This is a genomic window from Leifsonia sp. 1010 (assembly GCF_031455295.1).
GTDB lineage: Bacteria > Actinomycetota > Actinomycetes > Actinomycetales > Microbacteriaceae > Leifsonia.
Genome location: NZ_JAVDSL010000001.1, coordinates 1,059,068 through 1,084,660, shown reverse-complemented (window position 1 = coordinate 1,084,660; position 25,593 = coordinate 1,059,068). Strand labels below are relative to the sequence as shown.

Annotated in this window: 26 protein-coding genes; 16 read left to right on the top strand and 10 right to left on the bottom strand. The window is 71.1% G+C overall.

Going from position 1 to position 25,593, the window contains the following annotated elements; translation table 11 throughout:
• The first annotated feature begins 148 nt into the window (after positions 1 to 148).
• Positions 149 to 1,057 carry a serine hydrolase gene (locus tag J2Y42_RS05315; protein WP_309855665.1) on the top strand — a complete coding sequence of 303 codons (909 nt, stop codon included), beginning with the start codon at positions 149 to 151 and terminating at the stop codon, positions 1,055 to 1,057.
• A 24-nt stretch (positions 1,058 to 1,081) separates the two neighbouring features.
• On the opposite strand, the gene J2Y42_RS05310 is transcribed toward J2Y42_RS05315, so the two are convergent.
• From J2Y42_RS05310 to J2Y42_RS05285, 6 genes are all read right to left on the bottom strand, one after another.
• A complete protein-coding gene (locus J2Y42_RS05310; RefSeq protein ID WP_309855664.1) occupies positions 1,082 to 1,501 on the bottom strand; it encodes a hypothetical protein in 420 nt (139 codons plus the stop codon).
• A 36-nt stretch (positions 1,502 to 1,537) separates the two neighbouring features.
• Entirely contained in the window at positions 1,538 to 2,011 is a 474-nt protein-coding gene (locus J2Y42_RS05305; RefSeq protein WP_309855662.1) for a MarR family transcriptional regulator, read from the bottom strand.
• 14 nt (positions 2,012 to 2,025) lie between these two features.
• Complete coding sequence (locus J2Y42_RS05300) at positions 2,026 to 3,717, bottom strand: ABC transporter permease subunit (RefSeq protein WP_309855661.1); 1,692 nt, start codon at positions 3,715 to 3,717, stop codon at positions 2,026 to 2,028.
• Positions 3,714 to 4,649 carry an ABC transporter ATP-binding protein gene (locus J2Y42_RS05295; protein WP_309855659.1) on the bottom strand — a complete coding sequence of 312 codons (936 nt, stop codon included), beginning with the start codon at positions 4,647 to 4,649 and terminating at the stop codon, positions 3,714 to 3,716. The genes J2Y42_RS05300 and J2Y42_RS05295 overlap by 4 nt, the downstream gene beginning before the upstream one ends.
• A 68-nt stretch (positions 4,650 to 4,717) precedes the next feature.
• Positions 4,718 to 5,731 carry a hypothetical protein gene (locus tag J2Y42_RS05290; protein WP_309855657.1) on the bottom strand — a complete coding sequence of 338 codons (1,014 nt, stop codon included), beginning with the start codon at positions 5,729 to 5,731 and terminating at the stop codon, positions 4,718 to 4,720.
• Between the two features lie 105 nt (positions 5,732 to 5,836).
• Entirely contained in the window at positions 5,837 to 6,472 is a 636-nt protein-coding gene (locus tag J2Y42_RS05285) for a hypothetical protein (RefSeq protein WP_309855655.1), read from the bottom strand.
• 69 nt (positions 6,473 to 6,541) lie between these two features.
• Between J2Y42_RS05285 and J2Y42_RS05280 the strand changes: the two genes are divergently transcribed.
• Positions 6,542 to 7,882, top strand: coding sequence for an MATE family efflux transporter (locus tag J2Y42_RS05280; protein ID WP_309855653.1), 1,341 nt, complete (start codon positions 6,542 to 6,544; stop codon positions 7,880 to 7,882).
• Between the two features lie 75 nt (positions 7,883 to 7,957).
• On the opposite strand, the gene J2Y42_RS05275 is transcribed toward J2Y42_RS05280, so the two are convergent.
• Both J2Y42_RS05275 and J2Y42_RS05270 read right to left on the bottom strand, forming a co-directional pair.
• Positions 7,958 to 9,166 (bottom strand): amidohydrolase, encoded by a 1,209-nt coding sequence (locus J2Y42_RS05275; protein WP_309855652.1) that lies wholly within the window; start codon positions 9,164 to 9,166, stop codon positions 7,958 to 7,960.
• 4 nt (positions 9,167 to 9,170) lie between these two features.
• On the bottom strand, positions 9,171 to 10,262 hold the full coding sequence (locus J2Y42_RS05270; RefSeq protein WP_309855651.1) for a LacI family DNA-binding transcriptional regulator: 1,092 nt from the start codon (positions 10,260 to 10,262) through the stop codon (positions 9,171 to 9,173).
• Between the two features lie 69 nt (positions 10,263 to 10,331).
• On the opposite strand from J2Y42_RS05270, the gene J2Y42_RS05265 reads away from it, so the two are divergent.
• Positions 10,332 to 11,594: an MFS transporter gene (locus tag J2Y42_RS05265; RefSeq protein WP_309855650.1), complete on the top strand. Its 1,263-nt coding sequence runs from the start codon at positions 10,332 to 10,334 to the stop codon at positions 11,592 to 11,594.
• 24 nt (positions 11,595 to 11,618) lie between these two features.
• Here the strand turns inward: J2Y42_RS05265 and J2Y42_RS05260 are convergent, their stop codons facing one another.
• A complete protein-coding gene (locus J2Y42_RS05260) occupies positions 11,619 to 12,665 on the bottom strand; it encodes a lactonase family protein (protein WP_309855649.1) in 1,047 nt (348 codons plus the stop codon).
• Positions 12,666 to 12,710: 45 nt separating this feature from the next.
• On the opposite strand from J2Y42_RS05260, the gene nucS reads away from it, so the two are divergent.
• The 4 genes from nucS (at position 12,711) to J2Y42_RS05240 (ending at position 15,081) form a co-directional block, all read left to right on the top strand.
• Positions 12,711 to 13,406 (top strand): endonuclease NucS, encoded by a 696-nt coding sequence (gene nucS / locus J2Y42_RS05255; RefSeq protein WP_309855648.1) that lies wholly within the window; start codon positions 12,711 to 12,713, stop codon positions 13,404 to 13,406.
• Entirely contained in the window at positions 13,406 to 13,825 is a 420-nt protein-coding gene (locus tag J2Y42_RS05250) for an SseB family protein (RefSeq protein WP_309855647.1), read from the top strand. Before nucS ends, J2Y42_RS05250 begins: the two co-directional genes overlap by 1 nt.
• Before the next feature lie 37 nt (positions 13,826 to 13,862).
• Positions 13,863 to 14,540 carry an HAD hydrolase-like protein gene (locus tag J2Y42_RS05245; protein WP_309855645.1) on the top strand — a complete coding sequence of 226 codons (678 nt, stop codon included), beginning with the start codon at positions 13,863 to 13,865 and terminating at the stop codon, positions 14,538 to 14,540.
• A 103-nt stretch (positions 14,541 to 14,643) separates the two neighbouring features.
• Positions 14,644 to 15,081 carry a hypothetical protein gene (locus J2Y42_RS05240; RefSeq protein ID WP_309855643.1) on the top strand — a complete coding sequence of 146 codons (438 nt, stop codon included), beginning with the start codon at positions 14,644 to 14,646 and terminating at the stop codon, positions 15,079 to 15,081.
• Positions 15,082 to 15,171: 90 nt separating this feature from the next.
• Here the strand turns inward: J2Y42_RS05240 and J2Y42_RS05235 are convergent, their stop codons facing one another.
• A complete protein-coding gene (locus J2Y42_RS05235) occupies positions 15,172 to 17,076 on the bottom strand; it encodes a PRD domain-containing protein (protein WP_309855641.1) in 1,905 nt (634 codons plus the stop codon).
• A 165-nt stretch (positions 17,077 to 17,241) separates the two neighbouring features.
• Here J2Y42_RS05235 and J2Y42_RS05230 point away from each other — a divergent pair, with 165 nt between their 5' ends.
• From J2Y42_RS05230 to J2Y42_RS05190, 9 genes are all read left to right on the top strand, one after another.
• The gene (locus J2Y42_RS05230) at positions 17,242 to 17,550 is read left to right on the top strand and encodes a PTS sugar transporter subunit IIB (RefSeq protein WP_020076110.1); all 309 of its coding nucleotides are present in this window, start codon (positions 17,242 to 17,244) and stop codon (positions 17,548 to 17,550) included.
• 63 nt (positions 17,551 to 17,613) lie between these two features.
• Entirely contained in the window at positions 17,614 to 17,880 is a 267-nt protein-coding gene (locus J2Y42_RS05225) for an HPr family phosphocarrier protein (RefSeq protein ID WP_018189132.1), read from the top strand.
• Between the two features lie 16 nt (positions 17,881 to 17,896).
• Complete coding sequence (gene ptsP / locus J2Y42_RS05220) at positions 17,897 to 19,606, top strand: phosphoenolpyruvate--protein phosphotransferase (RefSeq protein WP_309855638.1); 1,710 nt, start codon at positions 17,897 to 17,899, stop codon at positions 19,604 to 19,606.
• On the top strand, positions 19,603 to 21,120 hold the full coding sequence (locus tag J2Y42_RS05215) for a PTS mannitol transporter subunit IICB (protein ID WP_309855637.1): 1,518 nt from the start codon (positions 19,603 to 19,605) through the stop codon (positions 21,118 to 21,120). Before ptsP ends, J2Y42_RS05215 begins: the two co-directional genes overlap by 4 nt.
• Positions 21,117 to 21,554 carry a PTS sugar transporter subunit IIA gene (locus tag J2Y42_RS05210; protein WP_309855636.1) on the top strand — a complete coding sequence of 146 codons (438 nt, stop codon included), beginning with the start codon at positions 21,117 to 21,119 and terminating at the stop codon, positions 21,552 to 21,554. The genes J2Y42_RS05215 and J2Y42_RS05210 overlap by 4 nt, the downstream gene beginning before the upstream one ends.
• On the top strand, positions 21,551 to 22,723 hold the full coding sequence (locus tag J2Y42_RS05205) for a mannitol-1-phosphate 5-dehydrogenase (protein WP_309855635.1): 1,173 nt from the start codon (positions 21,551 to 21,553) through the stop codon (positions 22,721 to 22,723). Before J2Y42_RS05210 ends, J2Y42_RS05205 begins: the two co-directional genes overlap by 4 nt.
• Positions 22,724 to 22,821: 98 nt before the next feature.
• Positions 22,822 to 23,979 carry a 3-oxoacyl-[acyl-carrier-protein] synthase III C-terminal domain-containing protein gene (locus J2Y42_RS05200; protein ID WP_309855634.1) on the top strand — a complete coding sequence of 386 codons (1,158 nt, stop codon included), beginning with the start codon at positions 22,822 to 22,824 and terminating at the stop codon, positions 23,977 to 23,979.
• Positions 23,976 to 24,503: an isoprenylcysteine carboxyl methyltransferase family protein gene (locus tag J2Y42_RS05195; RefSeq protein ID WP_309855633.1), complete on the top strand. Its 528-nt coding sequence runs from the start codon at positions 23,976 to 23,978 to the stop codon at positions 24,501 to 24,503. The genes J2Y42_RS05200 and J2Y42_RS05195 overlap by 4 nt, the downstream gene beginning before the upstream one ends.
• Positions 24,500 to 25,540, top strand: coding sequence for an NAD(P)/FAD-dependent oxidoreductase (locus tag J2Y42_RS05190; protein ID WP_309855631.1), 1,041 nt, complete (start codon positions 24,500 to 24,502; stop codon positions 25,538 to 25,540). Before J2Y42_RS05195 ends, J2Y42_RS05190 begins: the two co-directional genes overlap by 4 nt.
• The last annotated feature ends 53 nt before the right edge of the window (positions 25,541 to 25,593 follow it).

Genomic DNA, 25,593 nt, shown 5'->3' with positions numbered 1-25,593 from the left:
TCGATTCTTGGCGCTCCATGACCCCCGATCACGGGGTAACATCGTCCCTGTCGTCGCCGCGGGCACCCCTGCGGCCCCGACCGCGGGGCCGGTGCACGGTCGCCGCAGTTCCGGTACACCGCACTCGGAAGAAAGACCCAGCGACACAGTGACGATCCAGGCGCAAGAGTCCGCACGGCGGGCCCGGCAGGCGGCCACCCGCCGCGGCCGCCACCGCGCGCCGGGATCGACCGAGACCTTCAGCCGCGGATTCGATGCTCTCGGCCGGCTCGCCGTGTCAGGCGTGCAGGTCTCGGCGCGGGCGACGGACCTCTCCACAGGCGCCGTGCTGTTCTCGGTCGACGATCACGTCGTCATGCCGACCGCGAGTATCGGCAAGGTGCTGCTGCTGGTGGAGGTGGCGGCGCGTTTGCAGTCGGGTCAGCTCAGTCCGCTGGCGCACCTCGACCGCGACACCCGCGACATCGCCGGCGAGTCCGGCATCTGGCAGCACCTTCACGTCCCCTCCCTCCCGGTCGCCGACCTGGCCGCGCTCGTCGGCGCGACCAGCGACAACCTCGCGACGAACGTGCTCCTGCGCCGGGTGGGCCTCGAGGCCGTCAGCGCCCGCACAGAGTCGCTCGGGCTGACCCGCACGGCACTGCTCGACCTGGTGCGCGACCACCGCGGCCCGGACGACGCCCCGCAGCTCTCCGTCGGCAGTGCGAACGAGCTCACCTGGCTGTTCTCGGCGCTGGCCCGCGGCGAGATCGTCAACCCGGCCACCAGCCAGCGCGTCATCTCGTGGCTGTCGCTGAACAGCGACTTCTCGCTCGTCTCCAGTGCGTTCGGCCTCGACCCGCACTCGCACCGCCACCCGGAACACGGCATCCTGCTGGTCAACAAGACGGGGACGGATGAGGGCGTGCGCAGCGAGGTCGGCGTGCTCCGCGGCCCGCGCGCAGGCGTCACCTACGCCGTCTCGACCTACTTCGACGACACCAGCCTGCCCGAGCGGCTCGCGGTCATCGAGGGGATGCGTGCCGTCGGCCTCGACCTGCTGGAGTACGTGTTCTGAGTCCGCGCTTGGTCGCGGGACGGGTCACGCCGGCGTCGACGGTTCGATGACGAGCGATCCCATACCGAACTCGAGCACCAGCTCGCCCTCCGCCGAGAAGCGCGCGACGAAGACCGTTTCCCCGCGCAGATCGGCCAGAGCCTGACGGTGGCCCGGCTGCCCCGCCCGCAGGATGGAGGCGCCACGGACGACGGTGGGCAGTCGATCCACGGTCATCACCTGCGTCAGGTCGCCCTCGAAGACCAGCTGCGGGGTCTCGCCGCGGTAGCGGACCGTCTCGAAGGTCGTGCCGGTCAGGGCATCGATGCGTGCGGTCGCCCGCGCCACGGTGTCGGCCGCCTCGGCGGTTGAGCGGCGGCGCCGAGCGACGACGACGACGAAGGCAGCGACGGCTGCGGCGCACAGGCCCACCGTCGCCATCCCGAGGTCGGCTACCGGTGGCACGCGAACAGCATAACGGCGCGGCTCCGGCCGGCGTGGTCACTGCTGGCGGGCGCTGCGGACCTGCTCCCACTCGGCGATCATCTGCGGGAGCCGGCCCTGCACGAAGCGGTAGAACCCCGCCATGTCGCGCAGCCGCTCGGTCGCCGGCGAATCCGGGTCTCCGACCGCGGCGAGCCCCGCCTCCGCCTGGTCCGCGAGCACTCCGTAGATGGGGCTGTTGCGCACCATGAGGGCGTACCAGTCGCTCGGGATCTCGTACCGATCGCGCCGGCTGCCGGTCTGCGACAGACGACGGATGATGCCCAGCGTCTGCAGGTAGCGGACGGCTCCCGAGATGGCCGCCGGGCTCACCTCGAGACGCTCGGCGAGCTCGGCGGCTGTCAGCCCCGGCGTCTCCGTCACGGTGAGCGCCATCAGCACGCGCGCCGGCATCTTCGGGAACCCGGCGGCCGTCAGCACGGCAGCGGAGTGCTCCATCACCTCAGCGAGCGCCGCCTCGTCCTGGGCCATGGGCACCGTCCCGTCTATCCGATCGCGAAATCCCGGCGGCGGATCAGGGCCGCGGCGCCGACGAGCGCGACGACCGTGATGCCGAGCATCCAGTATCCACCGCTCCAGTCGACGTCGCCGACCACGACCGGTGCATCGGCGAACGGCGAGAGGTGCCGCACTCCCTCCGGCAGCTTGACCAGCCCGCCGAAGATGCCGACGAACGCACCCAGTCCGAGTGTGGCCCAGCCGACCGGGGCCGTCCAGCTCGGCACGAGCACGAACACCAGCGTGAGCACACCCAGGTAGACGAGCGCGACGGGCACCTGCGCCGCGGCGGCGGCGAACGAGTCGCCGAAGGTGGATGCGTCCTCTCCCGCGGCGATCGCCGACAGTCCCGAGGCGATGGCCCCCGCGAGCAGCACCGCCAGCACGGCGATGACGCCGACGGCGACGTACGAGAACAGCCACCGCGTTCGGGTGACCGGGGCCGACATCACCAATTCCGCCGTGCCGGCGGACTCCTCCTGCCGGAGCCGGATGACCGCCTGCACCGCGCACGCCGCCGCGAGCACTCCGACGATGGAGAAGATCGCGGAGATGAACAGCTGCGTGAGCGGACCGGAACCGCCGCCGCCGATGCGGCCGATCGCCTCACGGATGCCCGACAGGGCGGGATTGTCGGCGATCGAGCCGTTGATGACGGTGCCCAGTGCGCCCGCGAGCAGACCGCCGAGCGCCCCGCCGATCGTCCAGCCGAGCACAGTCGGCCACTGGAGCCGCCACGCGAGGCCGAAGACGCCTCCGAGGGTCGGGCGCGCGTTCGCACGACCGGCTCGTTCGGGGATGACCCCGGCGCCGGAGTCGCGCACCGCTTGCAGCCCGAACACCGCGGCGATCAGCAGGGCGGCGAGGCCGAGTTGCAGCAGCAGCGGTCGCCAGTCGTCGCCGGTGTACGGCGCGAACTGCTCGCCCCATCCGATCGGGCTGAGCCAGGTGGGCCACGCGGAACGCAGGTGCGTCCCGTCGCCGAAAGGCGTGCCCATCGCGTCGCCGATCCCTCGCACGAGGTAGGCCAGGACCACGACCGCGGCCGCGAAGCCGTTCGCGGCGCGGGAGGTGCTGAACAGCTGGGCGAGCAGCAGGCCGACCGCGAAGAAGGCGAACCCGGCACCCGCGGTCGCGGCGCCGGCGACGATGGAGCCGTACACCGGGAGGCCTCCGGCGATGAAGCCGAGCGCGGTGGCGGCGGCGAGGACGACGTCGACCGCGAGCGCGTGCAGCACGGTCGCGGTCGTCGGCAGGAGCCGTGCCGCCGGCGTTGCGCCGATCAGCTCCGCGCGGCCGGTCTCCTCCTCTGCTCGCGAATGGCGGACGGCCAGGAAGGTGTTCATGAGCCCCGCGAGGAGCGCGAGGAACGTGTAGATCTCGAAGAAGGCGACCGCCGGTAGCGACGTGCCCTGCGGCAGCCCGCGGAGGACGATGATGGTCGGGTCGGCGATCGCGAGCCGGATCAGCTGAGCGCGTGCGTTCGCGTCGCCGTACGTCTGATCGATGGCGGACGCCGAGAACGTCGCGAGCAGGGCGATGCACACGATCCAGATGACGAGCTGCCACCGGTCGCGCCGCAGCCGCTGGCGCATCAGTGACCAGAGGACGGAGCCCGCGCTCGCCCGTGGGACGGCCTCGTCGGTGCGCGGCGGACGGTCCGGCGCGATGGTGCTCATCGTGACGCCCCGACGCGTTCATCGGCGGTGACGTCGTCGCCGTAGTGGCGGAGGAACAGCTCCTCCAGCGACGGCGGCGCGACGGTGAGGCCGCGCACCTCCAACCGCGAAAGCGCGCCCAGCAGGGACGGGACCGCGTCGCTGTCGGCCGTGAACCGCACCCGGCCGTTGACCACATTCAGGTCGTGCGTCGCGGGAAGGGCCGTCAGCGCATCCTGTCCGACGCCCTCTGCAATGAACGAGAACTCGGTGCGGGTGAGGTGTCGCAGCTCGTCGAGAGTGCCGGTCTCGACCGTCCGACCGGCGCGGATGATGCTGACCCGGTCGCAGAGCTGCTCCACCTCCGACAGGATGTGGCTCGACAGCAGGACCGTCGCACCCTCCGCGGCGACGCGCTGGATCTCGGCGTCGAACACCGCCTCCATGAGCGGGTCGAGTCCGCTGGTCGGCTCGTCGAGGATGTACAGGTCGGCCGGTGTCGCGAACGCGGCGACCAGGGCGACCTTCTGCCGGTTGCCCTTCGAATAGGCGCGGCCCTTCTTCGTCGGATCGAGCTGGAAGACATCGATGAGTCGCTTCTTGCGCGCGGCATACTGCGCGTGGTCGGCGGTGCCGCCGCGCAGGCGCGCGAGGAGGTCGATCGCCTCTCCACCGGAGAGGTTCGGCCACAGGCTGACGTCGCCCGGCACGTAGGCGAGGCGGCGGTGCAGGGCGACCGCATCCTTCCACGGGTCGCCCCCGAAGACGGTCGCGCGACCGCCGTCGGCCCGGGCGAGGCCCAGCAGGATTCTGATCGTGGTCGACTTCCCCGCCCCGTTCGGACCGAGGAAGCCGTGAACCTCGCCCGGCGACACCGTCAGGTCGAGGCCATCGAGAGCGCGCACGCGGCCGAATCTCTTCTCGAGTCCGGCGACGTCGATCACTGCATCCATGGGCGGGATGCTACGCCTTTTTCAGTAATTTGTGAAAGTTGTGTTTTGGCGTGCCGGTTCTCGCCGTCTCAGGCCTGACCGCACTGCACCGATTCGATGCCGACGTAGTCGTACTCGGAGGCATCGTCGGGGATCGTCAGGTCGTACGGGACGCCCGCCTCGAAGTCGACGGTGGTGGTCCACGAGTCGAGCGTCTCGCCCTCGGGGGTGTCCGCGAACGTGGCGGTGACGGTCGCGCCGGCGCAGGTCTGGCCGGGTGTCAGTTCGAAGGTCCAGCCGTCGACGTAGTGGACGTGCACGCCGTCGACGTCGTAGTCCTCGACCTCGGAATCGCCGGAGCCGGGGTCGCCGGAGCCGGGGTCCGAGGGCTCCTCCGACGGGTCGCCGGACGAGCCGTCGCCCGGATCGCTGTCGTACGGCGAGGCGCTCGAGCTGCTCTCGGCCTGTGCGATCCGGCTGGCGCTGGCCCCGATCGAGGCGATGACGAGGACCGCGACCAGCAGGATGGCGAGCCCGCCCACGATTCCGCCCACCGTGATGCCCACGATGGCGCCGGTCGACATCCGCTTGCGGGGCGGCGGAGGCGGGTAGCCCTGGTACGCACCGAAGGCACCGGGGCCGTAGCCCGGCGCGGGTTGCCCGGGCTGGGCGTATCCCTGCGGCGGGTAGCCGCCCTGCGCTGGGCCGGGGTACGACCCCCCGCTCGGCGCCTGGGTCGGAGCGCCGTACGGCTGCTGCGGGGCGAAGGGAGGCTGCGGCTGGGTGGGCGCGTTCTGCGGCGGATACGGCTGCGCCGGCTGAGCGGGCGCGCTCTGCGGCGGGTACGGCTGGGTCGGCGCGTTCTGCGGCGGGTACGGCTGCGTCGGCGCGTTCTGCGGCGGGTAAGGCGCCGGCGCGTTCTGCGGGTACGGCGGCTGCCAGGCGGATGCCGCGACCAGCGCATCCCGTGCCGCCGTCAGGGCGTCTCGGCGCTGCGCATCGGCACCGGCCTCCGCGAGCCGCGCCTGGTAGGTGCGCTCCACCTCGTCGCGTGTCGCCGCGGGCGACACCCCCAGCAGTTCTGCCGCCTCGTTCGGACTCACCGCGCCCCCCGTTCAGCTCACGCGTATGGGTTGATCGTAGTGGCGGATCGCCCAACTGCGCCCCGCCATTGAGGACAGACCGGCGCGACCTCAGCCGGAAACCGATCAGACGAGCGCCGCGCCGAGCCCGCGCGTCAGCCCGGGAGCATCCCGTCGGCCCGGACGCTCTGCCGTGGCGATCTCGCCGAGCTCACGGATCACCCGGTTGTAGTACGCCGCAGCAACGCCCGTGCGGTACGCGGCGGGCTGCAGGTCTGCCTCGTTGCGCAGGCGGATCTCGGCCCGTGCCGCCTCGATGGGCGTGATGATCTTGACGCCGGCGCGGTACCGGATCAGCCGGTGCACCCACTGGTCGAGCGCCTCCGGCAGCCCCTTCGGCACCCGGTCGTGCTCGGTGGCGAGGGACGTGAGGGAGCGAGCTGCCGACGTGCTCGTCGACCCACCGGCCGACGCTGTCCCGCTCGCGGCGGCCTCGCGCTCGGCCGCTCGCCGGTCCGCTGCCATGACCGACAGGAGGTCGTCGTGCCGGTTGGCCTGCCGCGACAGCACCTCGAGCTCGTCGAGAGCCGTCGCGTACTCCTCCTCGTAGTCGGCGTAGTCGGCCGGATGCGCGGCGCGGTCGTTGACGAGGTCGGTGCGCGCGGTAGCCGCCTGCGCCCGGGTGAGCACCGTGCGACCGTTGCGCACGCGCTCGAGCCGCCAGGTCCAGGTCGCGAGGGGTTCCGGCATCAGGTGGCTCATGGCTCCACTGTAGGAATGGCCACCGACATCGGTCCGACGACACGACGTCGGCGGCCCGGGCTAGCGTGGATGGTCGTGAGCACCCTTCTCCGCCGCCCGGTCGACCGCGAGATCCTCCGCCTCGCCGTTCCCGCTCTCGGGGCCTTGGTGGCGGAGCCGGTCTTCCTGCTGGCCGACTCGGCGATGGTCGGGCACCTCGGGGTTGCGCCCCTCGCGGGTCTCGGCATCGCGAGTGCGGTGCTGCAGACGATCGTGGGGCTGATGGTGTTCCTCGCCTACAGCACGACTCCCGCTGTCGCGCGGCGGCTGGGGGCGGGCGACGAGCGCGGTGCGGTCGCGGCGGGGGTGGACGGCTGCTGGCTCGCGCTCGTGCTCGGGGTGGTGCTCACGGGCGCCGGGTGGGCGGCCTCGCCGTTCCTGGTGAGCCTCTTCGGCGCGTCGTCCGAGGTCAGCGAGCAGGCGACCCAGTATCTGAGCCTCTCCATGCTCGGGCTCCCGGCCATGTTGCTCGTCTATGCCGCGACCGGGCTGCTGCGCGGACTCCAGGACACCCGCACTCCGCTCGCCGTCGCCGTCGCGGGCTTCGCTGCGAACATCGTGCTCAACTACCTGTTCATCTATGTCGCGGGACTGGGCATCCGCGGGTCGGCGCTTGGAACCGTCGCGGCGCAGTGGGCGATGGTGCTGGTGTACGCGATCATCGTTGCCCGTCACGCCCGCCGGGTCCAGGCCTCCCTCCTGCCCCATCACACCGGCATCGGCCGGACGGCGCGTGCCGGCGGCTGGCTGTTCCTCCGCACGGCGAGCCTGCGTGCGGCCATGCTGTTGGCGGTCTTCGCCGCAACCCGTCTCGGACCGGACGAACTCGCCGCCTTCCAGGTCACGATGACCGTGTTCGCGACCCTCGCCTTCGCCCTCGACGCCCTCGCCATCGCCGCCCAGGCACTCATCGGGAAGGGGCTGGGGGCCGGCGACCTCGAGAACGTCCGTGCGGTGCTGCGCCGGTGCGTTCAGTGGGGAATCGGTGCGGGCGCGGTTCTCGGTCTGGTGACGATCGCGCTGAGCCCGCTCGCGGCGGGCGTCTTCACGAGCGATCTGTCGGTCGCCGCGCTGCTGCCCCTCTCGCTGGCCATCGTGGGCGCAGGCGCCCCGCTGGGCGGGTACGTGTTCGTGCTCGACGGGGTGCTCATCGGCGCCGGAGACGCGCGCTATCTCGCCCTCACCGGCCTCGCGAACGTCGCCGTGTTCGTCCCGCTCGCGGTCGCCGCCGCCCTCTGGGGCGGGCACGATGCGAGCGGCCTCGCCTGGCTGACGGCGGCGTTCGCCTTCGGCTACCTCGGCGCCCGCGCGCTCACGCTCGGTCTGCGCGCTCGCGGCCGCACGTGGATGCGTGCGGGCGCGACGATCTGACCCTCACGCTTCGGCCGCTACGCCTCCCCCCGCCGGCGCAGGCGGCACGGCCGCGCCGATGCTCCCCGCGAGCCCCTACGCCAGCCACTCCCGCGCAGCGACCACGAGCGCCCGGACCCCGGTATTGATCGTCGGCTGCGGAAGCGGCGCGAAGAAGGGCGAGTGGTTGGTCGGGATGTCGGTGTCGACCGTCCCCGCCGCCATCGCCGTGAGCACGGTCTCCGGGTCGGCCCCTCCGAGCATCCAGTACACCAGCGGAGCGCCGGCGGCGGTGGCGAGGTTTCCGACGTCTTCGCTGCCGGAGAGCGCGCCGGGGTGCAGCACGCGGTCGGCGCCGAACTCGGCCGCGAAGGCCGCGTTGACCCGCTCGGTCGACTCCGGGTCGTTCACGGTGACGGGGTAGCGCTCCCCCCACTCCATATCCGGAGCCTTCGGGGCGCCGGACGCCTGCGATTCCGCCGCGATGACGCGGTGCACGCCGTCCAGCACGCGCTGCCGGACCTCTTCGTTGAAGCTGCGCACGCTGATCCCGAGCGTGGCTTCGGCCGCGATGATGTTGTTCTTCGTGCCGGCGTGGAGGCTGCCGACCGTCACCACGGCGGTGTCCTGCGGTGCGATCTCGCGCGACACGACCGTCTGCAGCCGCATGACCGTCGCCGCCGCCATCACCACCGGATCGATCGTCGTCTCGGGCCGTGAACCGTGACCGCCTCGCCCGTGGAGCGTCACCTCCATCGTGTCGACCGCCGCCATGGCCGCGCCGGGGTGCGCGCCGACCATCCCGGCCGGGTACGGCAGCACGTGCTGCCCGAGCACCACATCCGGAACCGGCACCTTCTCGTACAGCCCGTCGTCGACCATCACCTGGGCCCCGCCGCCGTGCTCCTCCGCCGGCTGGAAGAGGGCGACGAGGGTTCCGGACCACTCGCTCCGCGCGTCGTTCAGCGCCTCGACCGCACCGAGGAGACACGTGATGTGGATATCGTGGCCGCACGCGTGCATCAGCGGCACGGCGTTGCCGGCCTCGTCGGTCACCGTCTGGGTCGAGGCCCACGGGAGCCCGGTCTGCTCGCGAACGGGGAGCGCATCCATGTCGGCCCGCAGTAGTACGGTCGGGCCGTCGCCGTTGCGCAGGACTCCCACGACACCGGTCGTGGCGATGCCGGTGTGCACCTCGAGCCCCAGCTCGGTCAGCCGCTCGGCGACGATGCCGGCGGTGCGATGCTCGGTGAAGGCGAGTTCGGGGTGGGCGTGAAGGTCGCGGTAGAGGGCTTCGAGATCCATGCCGTCAGCCTACGACCGGCGCTCCCGAGGAGACCCGCGGAGCCGCCGTTGTGTTCCCCTGGTGGAAAACGCTGGTGAATGTGGAGGGAATCGGCTCTGCGCCCTCCAGCATCTCGACGACCGCGCGTCCGGCCGCCCGGCCCTTGTCCACGGCGGGCTGAACGAGGGTCGTGAGGTCGTAGGGCCAGAGGCCGTCGACGCGGACGCCGTCGAAACCGACGACGCTGACATCCCACGGCACCTCCAGGCCCAGCTCCTCCGCCGCCCGGATGACGCCCGCGGCCAGCAGGTCGCTCTGGGCGATGATGGCGGTCGGCCGGTGTCGAGCGTCGGCGAGGATGGCGCGGCCGGCCGCGCGGCCCTCTTCCACGAACGATCCGCGGGTGACCCAGCCGGGCGCGTCCGGGAAGACGTCCCGGGCACCGGCCAGCCGGTCGAGGGCGGTCGTGGAACTCGCCGCCGCCAGGCGGTCCGCGGTCAGCGGCCCGCGGGCTCGATCGCGGGTGAGCGACAGGGTCACCACGGAGACATCGCGGTGGCCGAGGTCGTAGAGGTGCTGTGCGGCGACCCGGGTGGCCTCCCGGTTGTCCTGGCCGATGGTCGGGACGCCATCGGCCGGGTCGCCCTCGATCGCCACCAGCGGGATGCCGCGCTGGCGGAGCGTGGCGACCGACTCGTCGAGACGCGGGCTGCAGCCGATCAGGACCACCGCATCCATCGGAGCGTCCTCGATGCGCTGCGCGGCCTCGCCGGCGTCGGTGAGGATGAGCAGGCCCGCGTCGATCGCTCCGATCTCCTCCGTGATGCCGTCGAGGAGGGCGATCTTGATGGGGTCGCGGAAGGCGTCGCGCACGCGCTCCTCCATCACGACGCCGACGATGCCGGAGCGTCCGCGGCGCAGCGAGCGCGCCCGAGGGTCGGGGCCGGCGTAGTTGAGGCGCTTCGCTGCGGCGAGCACGCGCTCGCGCGTGGCGTCGGAGACCGGGCCTGTTCCGGAGAAGGCGAGCGAGGCGGTGGAGTTCGAGACACCGGCCAGGCGGGCGACCGCGGCCAGGGTGGGCCGGACGCTCGCGGGGGCTGTGCTGGGTTCGTTCACGTGTGGTAGCTTAGTCGAATCGTTTCGATCGAAACGATTCGAGCAGACGAACCCACAGGAATTCGCCCGATGTCACAGCCGATCTCGACCACCACGCGCTCCCGTCGGGAGCTCACCGCCTGGCGCAACGCGGTCTTCGTCATCTTCATCCTCTCCGGCCTCGCCCTCGCGACCTGGGTGGCCCGCATCCCGGGCATCCGCGACGATCTGGGGCTCGGCAAGGACCCGTCGGCGGTCGGCCTCCTCATCCTCGGGATGTCGGTGGGCGCCATCCTCGGCCTCACCGTCTCCTCCCCGATCCTGGTCCGCTTCGGTCCGCACCGCGGGATGGTCGGCGGACTCGTGATCGTCGCCGTCGGCATCCTGTTCATCGGCTTCGGAGCGACGACGTTCCATTCCATCCCCTCGGTCGCCATCGGGCTCATCCTGCTCGGCTTCGGCAACGGCATGGTCGACGTGATGATGAACGTCGAGGCCACCGCCGTCGAGCGCGAGATCGGCAAGACGCTGCTCCCGCTCATGCACGCCTGCTTCAGCCTGGGAACGGTGCTCGGGGCCGGCATCGGCGCAGCGGCCGCCGCGCTCGGGGTCGCGGTCGTCTGGCACCTGCTCGGCACGGCCGTCGTGATCGTCGCGATCGCCATCGTCGCTGTCCGCTACATCCCGCGCGAGGCCGAACTGGGCGACGAGGCGGCCGAGAAGGAGCGCATCCCCTTCGGCGAGCGCATGCGCACGTCGCTGGCCGTCTGGGCCGACTGGCGGCTCATCCTGATCGGCGTCGTCATGCTCGGCATGGCGTTCGGCGAAGGCTCGGCGAACGACTGGATCTCGCTGGCCGTCGTCGATGGGCACGGCCAGGCCAACTCCGTCGGCGCCCTCGTCTTCGGCTTCTTCGTGGTCGCGATGACCGTCGGCCGGGTGGTCGGCGGCCCGATCGTGGACCGCATCGGCCGCGTCAACGCCATCCGGATCACGGCCGGGATGGGCGCCGTCGGCCTGGTGCTGTTCATCGTGGGCGGCCCGATGTGGCTCGTCGTCATCGGAACCGTGCTCTGGGGCTTCGGCGTCTCGCTCGGCTTCCCGCTCGGCATGTCGGCCGCCGCCGACGGCGCCGCGAACCCCGCCGCACGCGTCTCCGCGGTCGCGATCATCGGGTACTGCGCCTTCCTGGCCGGTCCCCCGCTGATCGGCTTCCTCGGTCAGCACTTCGGCCTCCTGAACGCGCTGTTCCTCGTGCTCGCGCTGCTGATCGCCGCGTTCCTGGCCGCACCGGCCGTGCGCCCCGTCGACGCGCCCGCCGAGCGTCGCGCCGCCTCCCCCGACCCGGCCTGACCCGCCGCCAGACCTGACGCCCCGCTAGACGAAGCGGAGGCTGACCGGCGTCGGGACGGGCGATGTGCCGAGCAGCCGGAGGGTGCGCTCGTCGTCGTCGAAAGCGAACACCGCGACCTCGTCGCTGTCCTGGCAGGCCGCCAGCACCCGATCGCCGCCTGGCGCGATGACGAGGTCGCGCGGCGTGCGTCCGCCGACCGCGACCGAGTCGACCAGCCGCAACTGCGACGCCTCGGCGTCGAAGGCGAAGACCGCGACTGTGTCATCCCCTCGGTTGCTCACCAGCACCGTGCGCCCGGAGTCGCTGATGCACACCGCGGCGGGCAGGTTGTCGCCGTCGGCCCCGTCTGCTCGGGTCGTCGTGCTCTGCACCCGCACGAAGCGGTCGCCCTCCCACCGCAGCACGTCGGCGCTGGAATCGAGCTCGTTCACCAGCACCACGTGACGGCCGTCGGGATGGAACGCCAGGTGCCGCGGGCCGGCCGAGCCGAGTACGACGGTCGCCTCCGGACGGAGGGTCAGCGCGCCGTCATCCGAGAACGCGTACCAGCGCACCTCGCCGATGCCGAGATCGACGACGACGACATCGCCGCTCACCGGGTCGACGCTCAGCTGGTGCACGTGCGGCGCATCCTGCCGCTCCGGGTCGGGTCCGCGGCCCTCGTGCCGCACGAACGCGGTGCGCTCTCCGAGCGATCCGTCGGCGGCGAGCGCGAACACCGACACGGTGCCGCCGCCGTACGTTCCCGCGATGAGGAAGCGCCCACTCGGGTGCACGACCGCGTGGGCCGGGGACGGCCCGCCGCTCGACGCCGAGCCCAGCTCCGTCAGCGAGCCGTCGGCCGCGCGCGCGAAGGCGACGAGGCCACCGTCGGGCTCCGTCTCGCTCACCGCGTACACGTGCTGACCGCCGGGCGCGGCTGTCACCCACGACGGGTTCGCCACCCGCGCCGCGACCGTCACATCGGTCACGTCCGACCCGTCGAACCGGGCGCTGAGCACCCCCTCGGCGTGACCGTCGACATGCGGGAGGCGTTCGGTGTAGGTGCCGATGAGGAGCTCGTGGGCCATGCCGACCATCCAACCACCGTCGCCCGCTGCACTTAGGATGTTGCGGTGCGCCTCGTCATTGCCAACTGCTCCGTCGACTATGCAGGACGGCTCAGCGCGCACCTGCCGCTGGCGACGCGGCTGCTGATGCTGAAGGCCGACGGCAGCCTCCTCGTCCACTCCGACGGCGGGTCGTACAAGCCGCTCAACTGGATGAGCCCGCCGTGCACGCTGACCGTCGACGAGCCCGACGAACTGCAGCGCGCGGCCGGCATCAGCGAGGTCTGGCGCGTCACCCAGGCGAAGACCGCGGACATGCTCGTGGTGTCCATCCACGAGATCGTCAGCGACACCGCGCACGACCTCGGCATCGACCCGGGGCTGCAGAAGGATGGCGTGGAAGCGCACCTCCAGAAGCTCCTCGCCGAGCAGATCCACCTTCTCGGAGACGGCCACGTGCTGGTCCGCCGGGAGTACATGACCGCGATCGGCCCTGTCGACATCCTCGCCCGCGACTCCGCGGGGGCGGCGGTCGCCGTCGAACTCAAGCGGCGGGGCGACATCGACGGCGTCGAGCAGCTGACGCGCTACCTGGAGCTGATGAACCGCGACCCCCACCTGGCCCCGGTCACCGGCGTCTTCGCCGCCCAGGAGATCAAGCCGCAGGCGCGCACGCTGGCGGAAGACCGCGGCATCCGCTGCCTGGTGCTCGACTACGACGCCATGCGCGGCCTCGACGACAGCGACAGCAGGCTCTTCTGATGGCGCAGCCGCGGTTCCCCCAGAGCTACGAGAACGTCCCGGTCCGCACGGCCCTGACGACCCTCGCCGCCGAGCCGACCCTCGAGAACCTGGATTCGCTGCTCGCCGCCGCGGTGAAGGGCGGCCTGGTCGTGGATGTGACCGGCTCCACTCCGCAGGACACCCGGCTGCGCACCATCAGCTCCACCACCGGCGAGGCGGTGCTGCCGCTCTTCACGTCGATGAATGCGCTCCGGGCGGCCGTCGCCCAGTCGGCGGAGGGCGAGGGAGCGCGCGTGCAGGCGGTCATCGTGCCGGCGCTCGAGGCGCTGGGATTCATCCGCACCGCCGAGTTCGTGGCCGTCCAGTTCGACCCCGGAGCGGCGCACACCATGGTCGTCGCACGTTCTCACATCGAATCCGCCCTCGGCGAGCGCTGACCTGGGCCTCAGATACGTCACATACCATAGGACCGCTATGACCAACCCGACCCCCACCGTCACCCGAACCTGGACCTGCGTCCTCTTCGACCTCGACGGCACCCTCACCGACTCCGCACCCGGCATCACCTCGTCGCTCGCCCGCATGTTCGCGACGATCGGTCAGCCGGTGCCCTCCCCCGCCCAGCTCCTCGAGTACGTCGGTCCGCCGCTGCTCGACTCGCTGCAGAGCCTGGGCGGCATGACCGAGCCGGCCGCGCGGCACGCCCTCGCCGTCTACCGCGAGGACTACGCCGCCCACGGCGCGTTCGACTCCGCGGTCTTCCCGGGAGTGCGCGGCCTGCTGCAGCGTTTGCACGCGGCCGGGATCCCCCTGGCCATCGCGACCAGCAAGCCGGAGGCGCAGGCGACCCGCATCCTCGAGCACTTCGGGCTGGCCGAGTACTTCGACGTCATCACCGGCGCGACCGACGACGAGAGCCGCAGCGCCAAGGCGGATGTCGTGGCAGAGGCCCTGCGCCGTCTCGGCGAGCGCGGCGTCGACCTCGAGCACACCGTCATGGTGGGCGACCGCCAGTACGACGTGGAGGGCGCCGGCGCGCACGGCCTGCCGACCATCCTCGTCGAGTGGGGCTACGGTTCGCCCGCCGAGGCCTCCGGGGCCATCGCGGTCGTCCACTCCGCCGACCAGCTGAGCGCCCTGCTGCTCGGCTGACCGCTTCCGGCACTGTTCACCGACACGGACTAGGCGGCGCCGTGTGCTCACGGGTAGGCTGATGTGTTGCGAAACCGCACCTCATACAGCACTAGGAATCCATATGCGCACACGTAATCCGTTCGTTCCGGCTGCCATCGTGGCGGCCCTCACCATCGGCTCGCTTGCGGCCTGCTCCAGCGGCGGCAACACCAACTACGTCTCCTCGCACACGCCCGCGTCGTCGTCCTCGTCGGCCGCCGGTTCGTCCGAGGACGCGAAGTCCGAGGAACTGCCCTCCGACTTCCCGAAGGACGAAGTGCCCGTCGTCGACGGCACCGTGGTGGTCGCCCGCGGCGACAAGGAGAACGGCTGGTCGATCACCGTCCAGCCGTCGGGCAAGAACGGCTTCGCCGACGCGAAGTCCGCGCTCGAGGGCAAGGGCTTCACGCAGCAGCCCGGCGCCACCGACACGTCCGCCGTCTACACCAACGCCACCTACACGGTCTCGGTGAAGACTCCTGGCGTCTCCGTGACGTACAACGTCACCGCCAACCAGTAACACCGCACACCATCGAAGAGCTCCGGAGTTTTTCTCTCGAATCGACCGATTCGACCCGAAAAACTCCGGAGCTCTTGGCTTGGGTCGGGGTCAGGCGTCGATGATGCGGACGAGCTCGTCGATGAAGGCGGTGAACGTGTCCGAGCGGCGGATGAGACCGAGCACGGTCTCGCGGTCGGAGAACACCTCGACGAACTGGTCGAAAACCGTCTGGAAGGATGCGCGACCCGCCGCCGAGAAGGCGATGAACGCGATCACGTTGACCCGGGCGTCGCCCCAGTCGATCGCCGTGTCGTTGACGACGATCGCGATCGCGGTGCGGTGTGCGCTCATCGTCATGGCGTGCGGCACCGCGAGGGAGTCGGTGAACGCCGTGGACGACATCTGCTCGCGCTCGACCGTCTGGTCGACGTACTCCTGGTCGATCGCGCCGGCGGCGATCATCCGGTCGCCGAGGGCGCGGATCATCGTGATCGGGTCGCGGGCGTAGAAGTTCCGCAGGAACAGGCTCTCGTCGAAGTACTCCAGCAGCTCGCTCTTGATCCGCGCGCGATGGCGCTGGCGGCGGATGCGGGACGCGGCCTGACGGATGTGCTCGACGTCGGTCTCGGTGAGGAACGGCTGCACGATGACCGTGTTCTCGCGCCGCCCCCGCGGGTCGATGGTGGTCAGCACCAGGTCGGCGTCGATGGCGTCCCAGTCGGCGTCTGTCGACGTGATGACGCTGGTGATGTCGAGCTCGTCGCCGAGCGTGCTCTCCAGCCGGTCGCGCAGCAGGATGTGCATGTCGTAGTAGTTGGGGCACACCACCGCGCAGGTGACCGCATCCCGCCGCCGTGACTGCTGCTCGAGGTAGGCGCCGACGTGCATCGCGATGTAGGCGATCTCGTCGTCGTTGACCTCGATGCCCTCGGCCGCCTGCAGCCGGCTGGCGATGTAGACCGCGAGCTCGTAGATCATCGGGTACGAGCTCTTGATCGACCGGGTGAGCGGGTTGCGCGAGTAGGTGTTCTCGTGCGCCCGGGCCACCAGGTTCTGCACGTGAAGGGTGAGGCGGACGATGAAGTTCTCGTCGTGGAGGTCGACGAGGTACTCGGTGGATGCGCGGTCCACGATGCCGCGGACCACCGCCAGGTCGGTCGGGCTGACGAACTCCTCGACCGTGTCGCGCCCGGCGCCCGGTGCGATCACGCGCGTGCGCATGAGGATGGCGAGGTAGCGCAGCTCGGTCGTGTCGAGCGCGGTGCCGAAGTGCCGCTCGATCAGTTGGCCCAGGTCGTGCGCGAGTGAGCGGATGGTCTCGCTCGCCTCCGGCTCCTCGACAGCGGGGAGCACGCGATCCTTCGCGACGCGGTCGAGAGCGACGGCCATGTGCAGGAGGACGTCGTTGATGCCGTACTCGTTGACGAAGAAGCCGCGCGCGTCGAGCATCGCGACGAGGTCGGACTTGAAGTCGACCAGACCGCTCGACCCGAACGCCTCCTGGATGCGGGCCACATCGACGACGCTCTGCCGCATCTCGTCGCGGAACAGCCGGCTGAGCAGCTTCCGCCGCGCGATCTCCGGCCCGAGGAGCTGCACGACGGCGCCGTGACGTTCAAGGGCGAGTTCCGTGCCGGAGAGCAGCCCGCGCATCCTCGTCAGGTCCGACTCGATCGTGGAGTCGCTGACGAACAGGCTCTCGGCCGTCTCGTAGACATCGATTCCGTCCGGCTCGTCGAGCAGCCGCCGCGCGAGGAAGACCAGCCGTTCCTGCGGCGAGCCGGCCGTTCCCGTCTCCGAGCTGCCGTCGCCCGCCAGGTAGGCGGCGTACGCATCGGGCTTGACGCGGTAGCCGTTCGATCCGGACTCGACGACATCGCCGAGCGCTGCCGCGTAGCTGCGGATGCTCCGGGTCGTCACCCCGATGTCGTGCGCGAGCTCGGCAGCCGTCACCCAGGCAGCACGACGCGCGAGGATGTCGAGCATCCTCGTCTGCTTCGCCGAGAGCGCCACCAGCGACCACCTTTCCCGACGAGTCAACCACCCCGTAGGGTGCCGCCGTGCGCTTCCGGCCAATTTTCCGCACCCCCGGAAGAAACGCTGCTGGAGCGCGGGCGCACAGCGAGCGAGCATTGCTGACGTTCCATGAGCTCCACCCAGCACGAAAGGCAAGGATCGATGAAGATCGTGGTCGTCTGCGGCGCCGGTGCGTCCAGCACCTTCGTGGCCGTCAAGCTGCGCAGTGCCGCCCGTGAGCGCGGGGCGATCATCGAGGTCCAGCCGGGGAGTGCGAGCCAGCTGGAGTCCCTCGCCGGAGTGGATGTCGTCCTCGTCGGCGCACACCTCGAGTCGGCCGTCCCGGCGATCCGTGAGCGGGCCGCCGCCACCGGCACCGCCGTCGCCGTGCTTCCCCCCGTCTCCCCGGCCGCCCTCGACGGCGAGCGCGCCCTGGACCTGGCTCTCAACGCCAAGGCGGCGGCACTATGAGCAGAGCCGCATACGGAATGGCGGCGGCCACCAGGCCATCACGGAACGAAGGAGACCACAACCATGGCTGAACGGATCATCACGGTCGGATCGACGCACGGGCTGCACGCCCGCCCGGCGAAGCTCTTCGTGGAGGCGGTCAACAGCTCGGGCGCGAAGGTGAAGCTGACCAAGGAGGGCGGCAAGACCGTCGACGCCGGCAGCATCCTCGGCGTGATCTCGCTGGGCATCGACCACGGCGACAAGATCGTGCTCACCACCGACGCGGACAACGGCGAGGCGGTCCTCGACGACCTCGCGGTGATCCTGGCCACGGACCACGACGCCTGAGCGCGGCGGACGCATCATGAGCGACACGAACATCCTCACCGGCGCAGGCATCGGCCAGGGCGTCGCGGTCGGACCGGTCCTCCGGATGTCGGCCCCGCTGCCCGAGCCGTCTGACCAGCCGAGCACCCGCACCCCCGACGAGGAGAAGGCCCGCGTGCAGCAGGCCGTCGCCACGGTCGCGGCGGACCTGCGCGAGCGCGCATCCACCGTCCAGGGCACCGCGGCGGATGTGCTCGAGGCGCAGTCGATGATGGCGGAGGACTCGACCCTCGCCGACGACGTCGCCTCCCGCATCGACGGAGGGAAGACCGCCGAGCGCGCCGTGTTCGAGGGCTTCGCCGTCTTCCGCGACATGCTCAAGGAGCTGGGCGGCTACATGGGCGAGCGCGCCGGCGACCTCGACGACGTCTCGCAGCGCGTCGTCGCAGCCCTGGAGGGCAAGCCGGCGCCCGGCGTCCCGCACTCGGAGACGCCGTTCGTCCTGGTCGCGCACGACCTCGCCCCCGCCGACACCGCTCTGCTCGACCTGACCAAGGTGCTCGGGCTCGTGACCACCGAGGGCGGCCCCACCTCGCACACCGCCATCCTCGCGCGCGAGAAGTCCATCGTCGCTGTCGTCGGCGCGGCCGGCGCCGGAAGCCTCGCCGACGGCGACGAGGTCGTGGTGGATGCGGCGGCCGGCACGGTCACCGTCTCACCGACCGAGGCCCAGCGTGCGGACGCGCTCCGTCGCATCGAGGAGCGCGCCGCCGCCCTCGCCGGCGGTGTCGAGCCGGGCGCGCTCGCGGACGGCACCGCCGTCCCGCTGCTCGCCAACCTCGGCTCGGCCGCGGGCGCGGAGGACGCGCTGGCCGCCGGCGCCGAGGGCGTCGGACTGTTCCGCACGGAGTTCCTCTTCCTCGACCAGCGCCTCGCGCCCGATGTCGCCCAGCAGCGCGAGCAGTACGTCAAGCTGCTCAGCGCGTTCGGCGGCGGCCGCAAGGTGGTCGTTCGGGTGCTCGACGCCGGCGCCGACAAGCCGCTCGAGTTCCTCAACGACGCGCACGAGGACAATCCGGCACTCGGTCTGCGCGGGCTCCGCTCGCTGCGCGCCAACGAGGACATCCTCCGCGAGCAGCTCACCGCCCTCGCCGAAGCCGATGCGCAGACCGACGCGGACCTCTGGGTCATGGCCCCGATGGTCTCGACCGTCGAGGAGACCCGCTACTTCACGGAGCTCGGCCGCGAGTACGGTCTGAAGACCGTCGGCGTCATGGTCGAGGTTCCCTCGGCGGCGCTTCTCGCCGACCGTGTGCTCCAGAACGCGGACTTCGCCTCGATCGGCACCAACGACCTCACGCAGTACACGCTCGCGGCCGACCGCCTGCTCGGTTCGGTCGCCGGCTTCCAGGATCCGTGGCATCCCGCTGTCCTCCGCCTCATCGGCGAGGTCGGCGCGGCAGGCGCGGCTTCGGGCAAGCCCGTCGGCATCTGCGGAGAGGCGGCGGCGGACCCCCTGCTCGCCGTCGTGCTCGTCGGCCTCGGCGCGACGACGCTCTCGATGTCGCCCGCGGCGATCGCCGACGTGCGGCTCTCGCTCAAGCGCTACACCCTCGGCCAGGCGCGTTCGCTGGCCGAGACCGCCCTGGCCGCCGATGGCGCGGCCGAAGCGCGGGCGGCGGTCCGTGAGGCCGCCGACCGTTTCACCTCACCAGCCCCCGACAACAGAAACGAGGCACCACAATGACATCGGCGACACAGACGTCGGCGACGGCGTCGGCCCCGAAGAAGCCCAACAGCGCGCGCGTCCACGTGCAGCGGTTCGGTACCTTCCTCTCCAACATGGTGATGCCCAACATCGCCGCATTCATCGCCTGGGGCATCGTCACGGCGCTCTTCATCGACAAGGGCCCGTTCCCCAACAAGGACATCGCGAGCCTCGTCGGCCCGATGATCACCTACCTGCTCCCGCTCCTCCTCGCCAACACCGGCGGGCGCCTGGTCTACGGCGTGCGCGGCGGCGTGGTGGGCACCATCGCGGCCATGGGCGTCATCGTCGGCACCGACATCCCGATGTTCATCGGAGCGATGATCATGGGTCCGCTCGGCGGCTACCTCATGAAGCAGGTCGACCGCATCTGGGAGGGCAAGATCAAGGCGGGCTTCGAGATGCTCGTCAACAACTTCTCCGCCGGAATCCTCGGTTTCCTTCTGGCGATCGGCGCGTTCTTCGGCATCGCTCCACTGGTGCAGGGCCTGAGCAAGGCGCTCGAAGCCGGTGTGGACTGGCTGGTGTCGGTGCACCTGCTCCCCCTGGTCAGCATCCTGGTCGAGCCGGGCAAGGTGCTGTTCCTCAACAACGCGATCAACCACGGCGTGTTCACGCCGATCGGCACACTGGAGTCGCAGCAGACCGGCAAGTCGATCCTGTTCCTCATCGAGACGAACCCCGGCCCCGGTGCCGGAATCCTGCTCGCCTGGGCGATCTTCGGTCTCGGTGCAGCCCGCGCGGCGGCTCCGGGCGCGTTCATCATCCAGTTCTTCGGCGGCATCCACGAGATCTACTTCCCGTACGTGCTCATGAAGCCCATCCTGATCATCGGCGCGATCCTCGGCGGCATGACCGGTGTCGCGGTGAACGTGGCCTTCCAGACCGGCCTTCGAGCGCCCGCGGCGCCAGGATCGGTGTTCGCGATCTTCGCGCAGGCGCCCGTCTCGAACATGCTCGGCATCGCGTTGGCGATCATCTCCGCCGCCGCGGTCTCGTTCGCCTTCACCGCGATCGTCCTGCGATCCAGCCGCAAGCGCGACCTGCTGGCCGGGAACGCCGGCGACCTGTCGGCCGCCGTCGCCCAGACCGAGGCGAACAAGGGCAAGTCCTCCTCGGTGCTCGGCGGCCTCGTCGACGAGGCCGAGCACGACACCGGTGACGCCCAGGGCGACGCCACGGATCGACTGGTGCGCAACATCGTGTTCGCGTGCGACGCTGGCATGGGTTCGAGCGCGATGGGCGCGTCGGTGCTCCGCAACAAGATGAAGAAGGCCGGAGTGGAGGGGGTCACGGTCACGAACCAGGCGATCAGCAACCTCGACGGCACGGCCGACCTGGTCATCACGCAGCAGCAGCTGACGGACCGCGCCAAGGGTCAGTCGCCCGACTCGATCCACGTCTCGGTCGACAACTTCATGAACAGCCCCAAGTACGACGAGGTCGTCGACCTCGTCAAGAACCAGCGAACCACGGAGGACGCCAACAAATGACCGACACGATTCTCGACCGGGCGAACGTCGTGGCCGCGGGCACCGCGACCACACGGGAGGACGCGATCCGGGAGGCGGGTGAGCTGCTCGTGCAGGCGGGCGCCGTCGAGCCGGGTTACGTCGACTCGATGCAGGAGCGCGAGAACACCGTCTCCACCTTCATGGGGAACGGCCTCGCCATCCCGCACGGCACCAACGAGTCCAAGGACGAGATCAAGCGGTCCGCGCTCTCCTTCATCCGCTACTCCTCGCCGCTCGACTGGGGCGGCGAGGAGGTGCGGTTCGTGGTCGGCATCGCCGGTCAGAACAACGAGCACCTCGAGATCCTGTCGAAGATCGCCATCCTCTTCTCGGAGGAGGACGACGTGCAGAAGCTGCTCGACGCGCCGGACGCCGAAGCGCTCTACGCGTTGCTGGGAGATGTGAACGAGTGAAGGCCGTCCACTTCGGAGCGGGCAACATCGGACGCGGCTTCGTGGGGCTCCTGCTCCACGAAGCCGGGTACGAGGTCGTGTTCGCCGACGTCAACGCCGAGCTCATCGACGCTCTGGCCGCGGCGGACTCGTACCGGGTCCATCTGGTCGGCGAGGACTCGGAGACCAAGACCGTCACCGGGTTCCGCGCGATCAACAGCGCGACCGAAGAGGACGCGCTGGTCGCCGAGATCGCCTCCGCGGACGTGGTGACGACGGCGGTCGGCCCGCGCATCCTCCGCTTCGTCGCCCCGGTGATCGCCCGCGGCCTCGCCGCTCGGGCGGACGACGCGCCCCGCCTGGCCGTGATGGCCTGCGAGAACGCGATCGGCGCCTCCGATCTGCTGGCGGCGGAGCTCATGGACGGGCTCCCGGACGACGACGCCCGCGAGCGGCTCGCCGCGCGGGCGGTGTTCGCCAACACCGCGGTCGACCGCATCGTGCCGGCGCAGGCGGCGGACGCCGGGATCGACGTCACGGTCGAGACGTTCTACGAGTGGGTCGTCGACCGCTCGCCGTTCGGCGGGCACGCACCCGAGATCCCGGGCGCGCACTTCGTCGACTCGCTCGGCCCGTACATCGAGCGCAAGCTGTTCACGGTCAACACCGGCCACGCGACCGTGGCGTACACGGGCTTCCTGGAGGGGGCGACCACGATCAGCGAGGCGATCGCGATCCCCGCCGTCCGGGAGGCCGCGGAGGCCGCCCTGCGCGAGACCTCCGCCGCCCTCACCGCCAAACACGGGCTGCCGGAGGAGGAGCTCGCGGCATACCGCGTCAAGATCCTCGGCCGGTTCGCGAATCCGTACCTCGTCGACGAGGTGACCCGCGTCGGGCGGGAGCCGATCCGCAAGCTCGGCAGGAACGACCGCTTCATCGGGCCCGCGTCAGACTACGCGGAGCACGTCGGAGGCATCCCCGCCGCCCTGATCGCGGCCGTCGGCGCCGCCCTGCGGTTCGACGTGCCCGAGGACACCCAGAGCGTCGAGCTGCTCAAGCTGCTCGACGAGGCGGAGCCCGCCGCGATCGTGGAAGAGGTCATGGGCGTCGAGCCCGGAGAGCCGCTCCACGATCCCCTTGTGGAGACCGTCGCGTCGGCCCAGCGCGAGCGGCTGGACGCGGCGCTCTGAGAGCTGCGGCCGGGCGGCTTCCCCCATGCCGCCCGGCCGCCCCTGGGTATCCGCCGACCGCAGATCACAGCGCGCGGGCCTGGTGGTACGTTTCGCATGTGAGCCGAATCGTGTCGGTGGCCCCGGTGCTCCCCGCCCGGAGCTACAGCCAAGGGGAGATCACCGCCGCGCTGCTCGCGATGATCACATCGGACCCCGCCAGGCAGAAGGTGATGCGCCGCATCCACGCCTCCTCCGGCGTGCAGAGCCGCAGTCTTGTGATGCCGCTCGAGCGCTACAGCTCGCTGGGCTCGTTCCAGGAGTCGAACGACTTCTTCATCGCCGAGGGGACGACGCTGGCCGAGCGAGCCGTGACCGCTGCGCTCGACTCCGCCGGCCTGGCACCCACGGACGTCGACTTCCTGCTCTTCACCTCGGTGACCGGCATCGCCGCGCCTTCGATCGACGCCCAGCTGGTGTCGCGGCTGGGCCTCCGCACCGACGTCAAGCGCCTCCCGAGCTTCGGGCTGGGATGCGTCGCCGGAGCCGCGGGGATAGCCCGCGTCAACGATTACCTGGCCGGACACCCGGATGAGGTGGCCATCCTGCTCTCGGTGGAGCTGTGCTCCCTCACCGTGCAGGCGAGCGACGACTCGATGGCGAACATCGTAGCGAGCGGCCTCTTCGGCGACGGCGCCGCAGCCGTGGTCATGGTCGGCGATCGGCGCGCCGAGAAGCTGGGTCTCGCCGGCCCGGACGTCGTCGACTCGCGCAGCCACATCTACCCCGACACCGCCGATGTGATCGGCTGGGACATCGGCGGCACCGGCTTCCGCATCGTCCTCAGCGCCGGCGTGCCCGAGGTCATCGAACGCAACTTCGCCGGCGACGCCCGGGGCATCCTCGCCGCCCACGGTCTGGAGGTCGCGGACGTCGGCGCCTGGGCGGCGCACCCCGGCGGCCCGAAGGTGCTGGAGGCGTTCTCGCAGGCGCTCGACCTGCCGGACGGCGCTCTCGACTCCAGCTGGCGCTCACTCGCGAACGTCGGAAACCTGTCCTCGGCGGCGGTTCTGCACGTGCTGGCGGAGCAGCTGGATGCGCACGCGGCCGGCACCATCGGGCTGCTGTTCGCGCTCGGCCCGGGGGTGACCAGCGAACTCGTCCTGCTGCGCTGGGCGGATGGCGCCGAGCGCCCCGCGGCCGCCGGCGTCGAGGCTGCCGCGCCCTCCGCCCCCGCCGCGCTTCCCGCGGCCGCGATGATCGACCCGGTCCCGTGATCTGGTACACCGTGCTCGTCCTCGCGACGGGCGCAGAACGCATCGCCGAGCTGATCGTCTCGACCCGCAACGCGAAGTGGTCGTTCGCCCGCGGCGGCGTCGAGTTCGGCAAGGGGCACTTCCCGCCGATGGTCGCGCTCCACACCGGGCTCCTGCTGGCGTGCCTCGCCGAGGTCTGGTTCGCCGACCGGCCGTTCCTGCCCTGGCTCGGCTGGCCGATGCTCGTGCTGGTCTTCGCCAGCCAGGCTCTGCGCTGGTGGTGCATCGCCACGCTCGGTCCGCGCTGGAACACCCGCGTGATCGTCGTCCGCGATCTGCCGCTCGTGACGGGCGGACCGTACCGCTGGTTGAAGCACCCCAACTACGTCGCCGTGGTCGTCGAGGGCTTCGCCCTGCCCCTCGTCCACACCGCGTGGATCACCGCGCTCGTGTTCACGGTGCTGAACGCGTGGCTGCTCGTCGTGCGCATCCGCTGCGAGAACCGTGCCCTCGCCACCGTTCTCGCCGCACCGGCACGCGCATGAACGCACAGGTCGTCGTGGTCGGGGGCGGCCCGATCGGCCTCGCCTGCGCCATCGAGGCACGCGTGGACGGCTTGGAGGTCGTCATCGTCGAACCGCGGGTCGGGCCGATCGACAAGGCGTGCGGAGAGGGCCTGATGCCCGGGGCGCTGGCCGCCCTTCACCGGATCGGCGTGGACCCGGCCGGGAGGCGTCTCGACGGCGTGGCCTACATCGACGCGGACTCGCGGGTGGAGCACCGCTTCGCCGAGCGCCCGGGTCGAGGCGTGCGACGGACCGTGCTGCACCAGGCGCTTGCGGAGCGGGCGTCCGAGCTGGGCGCTCACCGTATCCACGCGAAGGTCACCGGTCTCAGCCAGGACGGGGACGGCGTCGACCTGACCCTGAGCGACGGCACGACCCTGCGTGCCCCGTGGGTGATCGCCGCGGACGGCCTCCACTCGCCGGTGCGCCGCATGCTGCAGCTCGACGGACGTGCTCAGCCGGGGACCCGGAGACGGTTCGGCCTGCGGAAGCACTTCGCCGTCGAGCCATGGACGTCGCTGGTGGAGGTGCACTGGTCGGCCGGGGCGGAGGCGTACGTGACTCCGGTGGACGAGCGCCTTGTCGGCGTCGCCGTGCTCGGCTCCCGGCCCCTCGATGTGGATGAGGTGGTGGCGGGCATCCCCGAGCTCGCCGAACGCCTGCAGGGCGCCGCGGTGGCGACCGACCCGCGCGGGGCCGGCCCGCTGCTCCAGCGCGCTCGCTCACGGGCCTCGGGCCGGGTGCTGCTGGCGGGTGACGCCTCCGGCTACGTCGATGCCCTGACCGGCGAGGGGATGCGCGTGGGCTTCGCCCAGGCGCGGGCGGCGGTCGCCGCGGTGAAGATGGGAAGCACCGAGCAGTACGAACGCGCGTGGCGGGCGACCACACGCGACTTCCGCGTCCTCACCTCGGCCCTGGTCGTGGCGGCGCGCTCGCGCTTCCGGCCGCGGATCGTACCGACCGCCGCCCGCCGCCCGGAGCTGTTCGGGTCGATCGTGGAGCGCCTCTCGCACTGAGGCCGTCGAGCCTGAATGCCTGCATACTCGGGCTTTTAAAGCATGCTTAGCAC

Excerpts from the sequence above, each read along its gene's own strand:
- J2Y42_RS05190 (WP_309855631.1), top strand. The coding sequence starts at position 24,500 with ATGAACGCACAGGTCGTCGTGGTCGGGGGCGGCCCGATCGGCCTCGCC.
- ptsP (WP_309855638.1), top strand. The coding sequence starts at position 17,897 with ATGAGCGACACGAACATCCTCACCGGCGCAGGCATCGGCCAGGGCGTC.
- J2Y42_RS05300 (WP_309855661.1), bottom strand. The coding sequence starts at position 3,717 with ATGAGCACCATCGCGCCGGACCGTCCGCCGCGCACCGACGAGGCCGTC.
- J2Y42_RS05280 (WP_309855653.1), top strand. The coding sequence starts at position 6,542 with ATGGTCGTGAGCACCCTTCTCCGCCGCCCGGTCGACCGCGAGATCCTC.
- J2Y42_RS05305 (WP_309855662.1), bottom strand. The coding sequence starts at position 2,011 with ATGGCCCAGGACGAGGCGGCGCTCGCTGAGGTGATGGAGCACTCCGCT.
- J2Y42_RS05210 (WP_309855636.1), top strand. The coding sequence starts at position 21,117 with ATGACCGACACGATTCTCGACCGGGCGAACGTCGTGGCCGCGGGCACC.
- J2Y42_RS05230 (WP_020076110.1), top strand. The coding sequence starts at position 17,242 with ATGAAGATCGTGGTCGTCTGCGGCGCCGGTGCGTCCAGCACCTTCGTG.
- J2Y42_RS05245 (WP_309855645.1), top strand. The coding sequence starts at position 13,863 with ATGACCAACCCGACCCCCACCGTCACCCGAACCTGGACCTGCGTCCTC.
- J2Y42_RS05265 (WP_309855650.1), top strand. The coding sequence starts at position 10,332 with ATGTCACAGCCGATCTCGACCACCACGCGCTCCCGTCGGGAGCTCACC.
- J2Y42_RS05215 (WP_309855637.1), top strand. The coding sequence starts at position 19,603 with ATGACATCGGCGACACAGACGTCGGCGACGGCGTCGGCCCCGAAGAAG.
- J2Y42_RS05295 (WP_309855659.1), bottom strand. The coding sequence starts at position 4,649 with ATGGATGCAGTGATCGACGTCGCCGGACTCGAGAAGAGATTCGGCCGC.
- J2Y42_RS05250 (WP_309855647.1), top strand. The coding sequence starts at position 13,406 with ATGGCGCAGCCGCGGTTCCCCCAGAGCTACGAGAACGTCCCGGTCCGC.
- J2Y42_RS05225 (WP_018189132.1), top strand. The coding sequence starts at position 17,614 with ATGGCTGAACGGATCATCACGGTCGGATCGACGCACGGGCTGCACGCC.
- J2Y42_RS05240 (WP_309855643.1), top strand. The coding sequence starts at position 14,644 with ATGCGCACACGTAATCCGTTCGTTCCGGCTGCCATCGTGGCGGCCCTC.
- J2Y42_RS05275 (WP_309855652.1), bottom strand. The coding sequence starts at position 9,166 with ATGGATCTCGAAGCCCTCTACCGCGACCTTCACGCCCACCCCGAACTC.
- J2Y42_RS05285 (WP_309855655.1), bottom strand. The coding sequence starts at position 6,472 with ATGAGCCACCTGATGCCGGAACCCCTCGCGACCTGGACCTGGCGGCTC.
- J2Y42_RS05260 (WP_309855649.1), bottom strand. The coding sequence starts at position 12,665 with ATGGCCCACGAGCTCCTCATCGGCACCTACACCGAACGCCTCCCGCAT.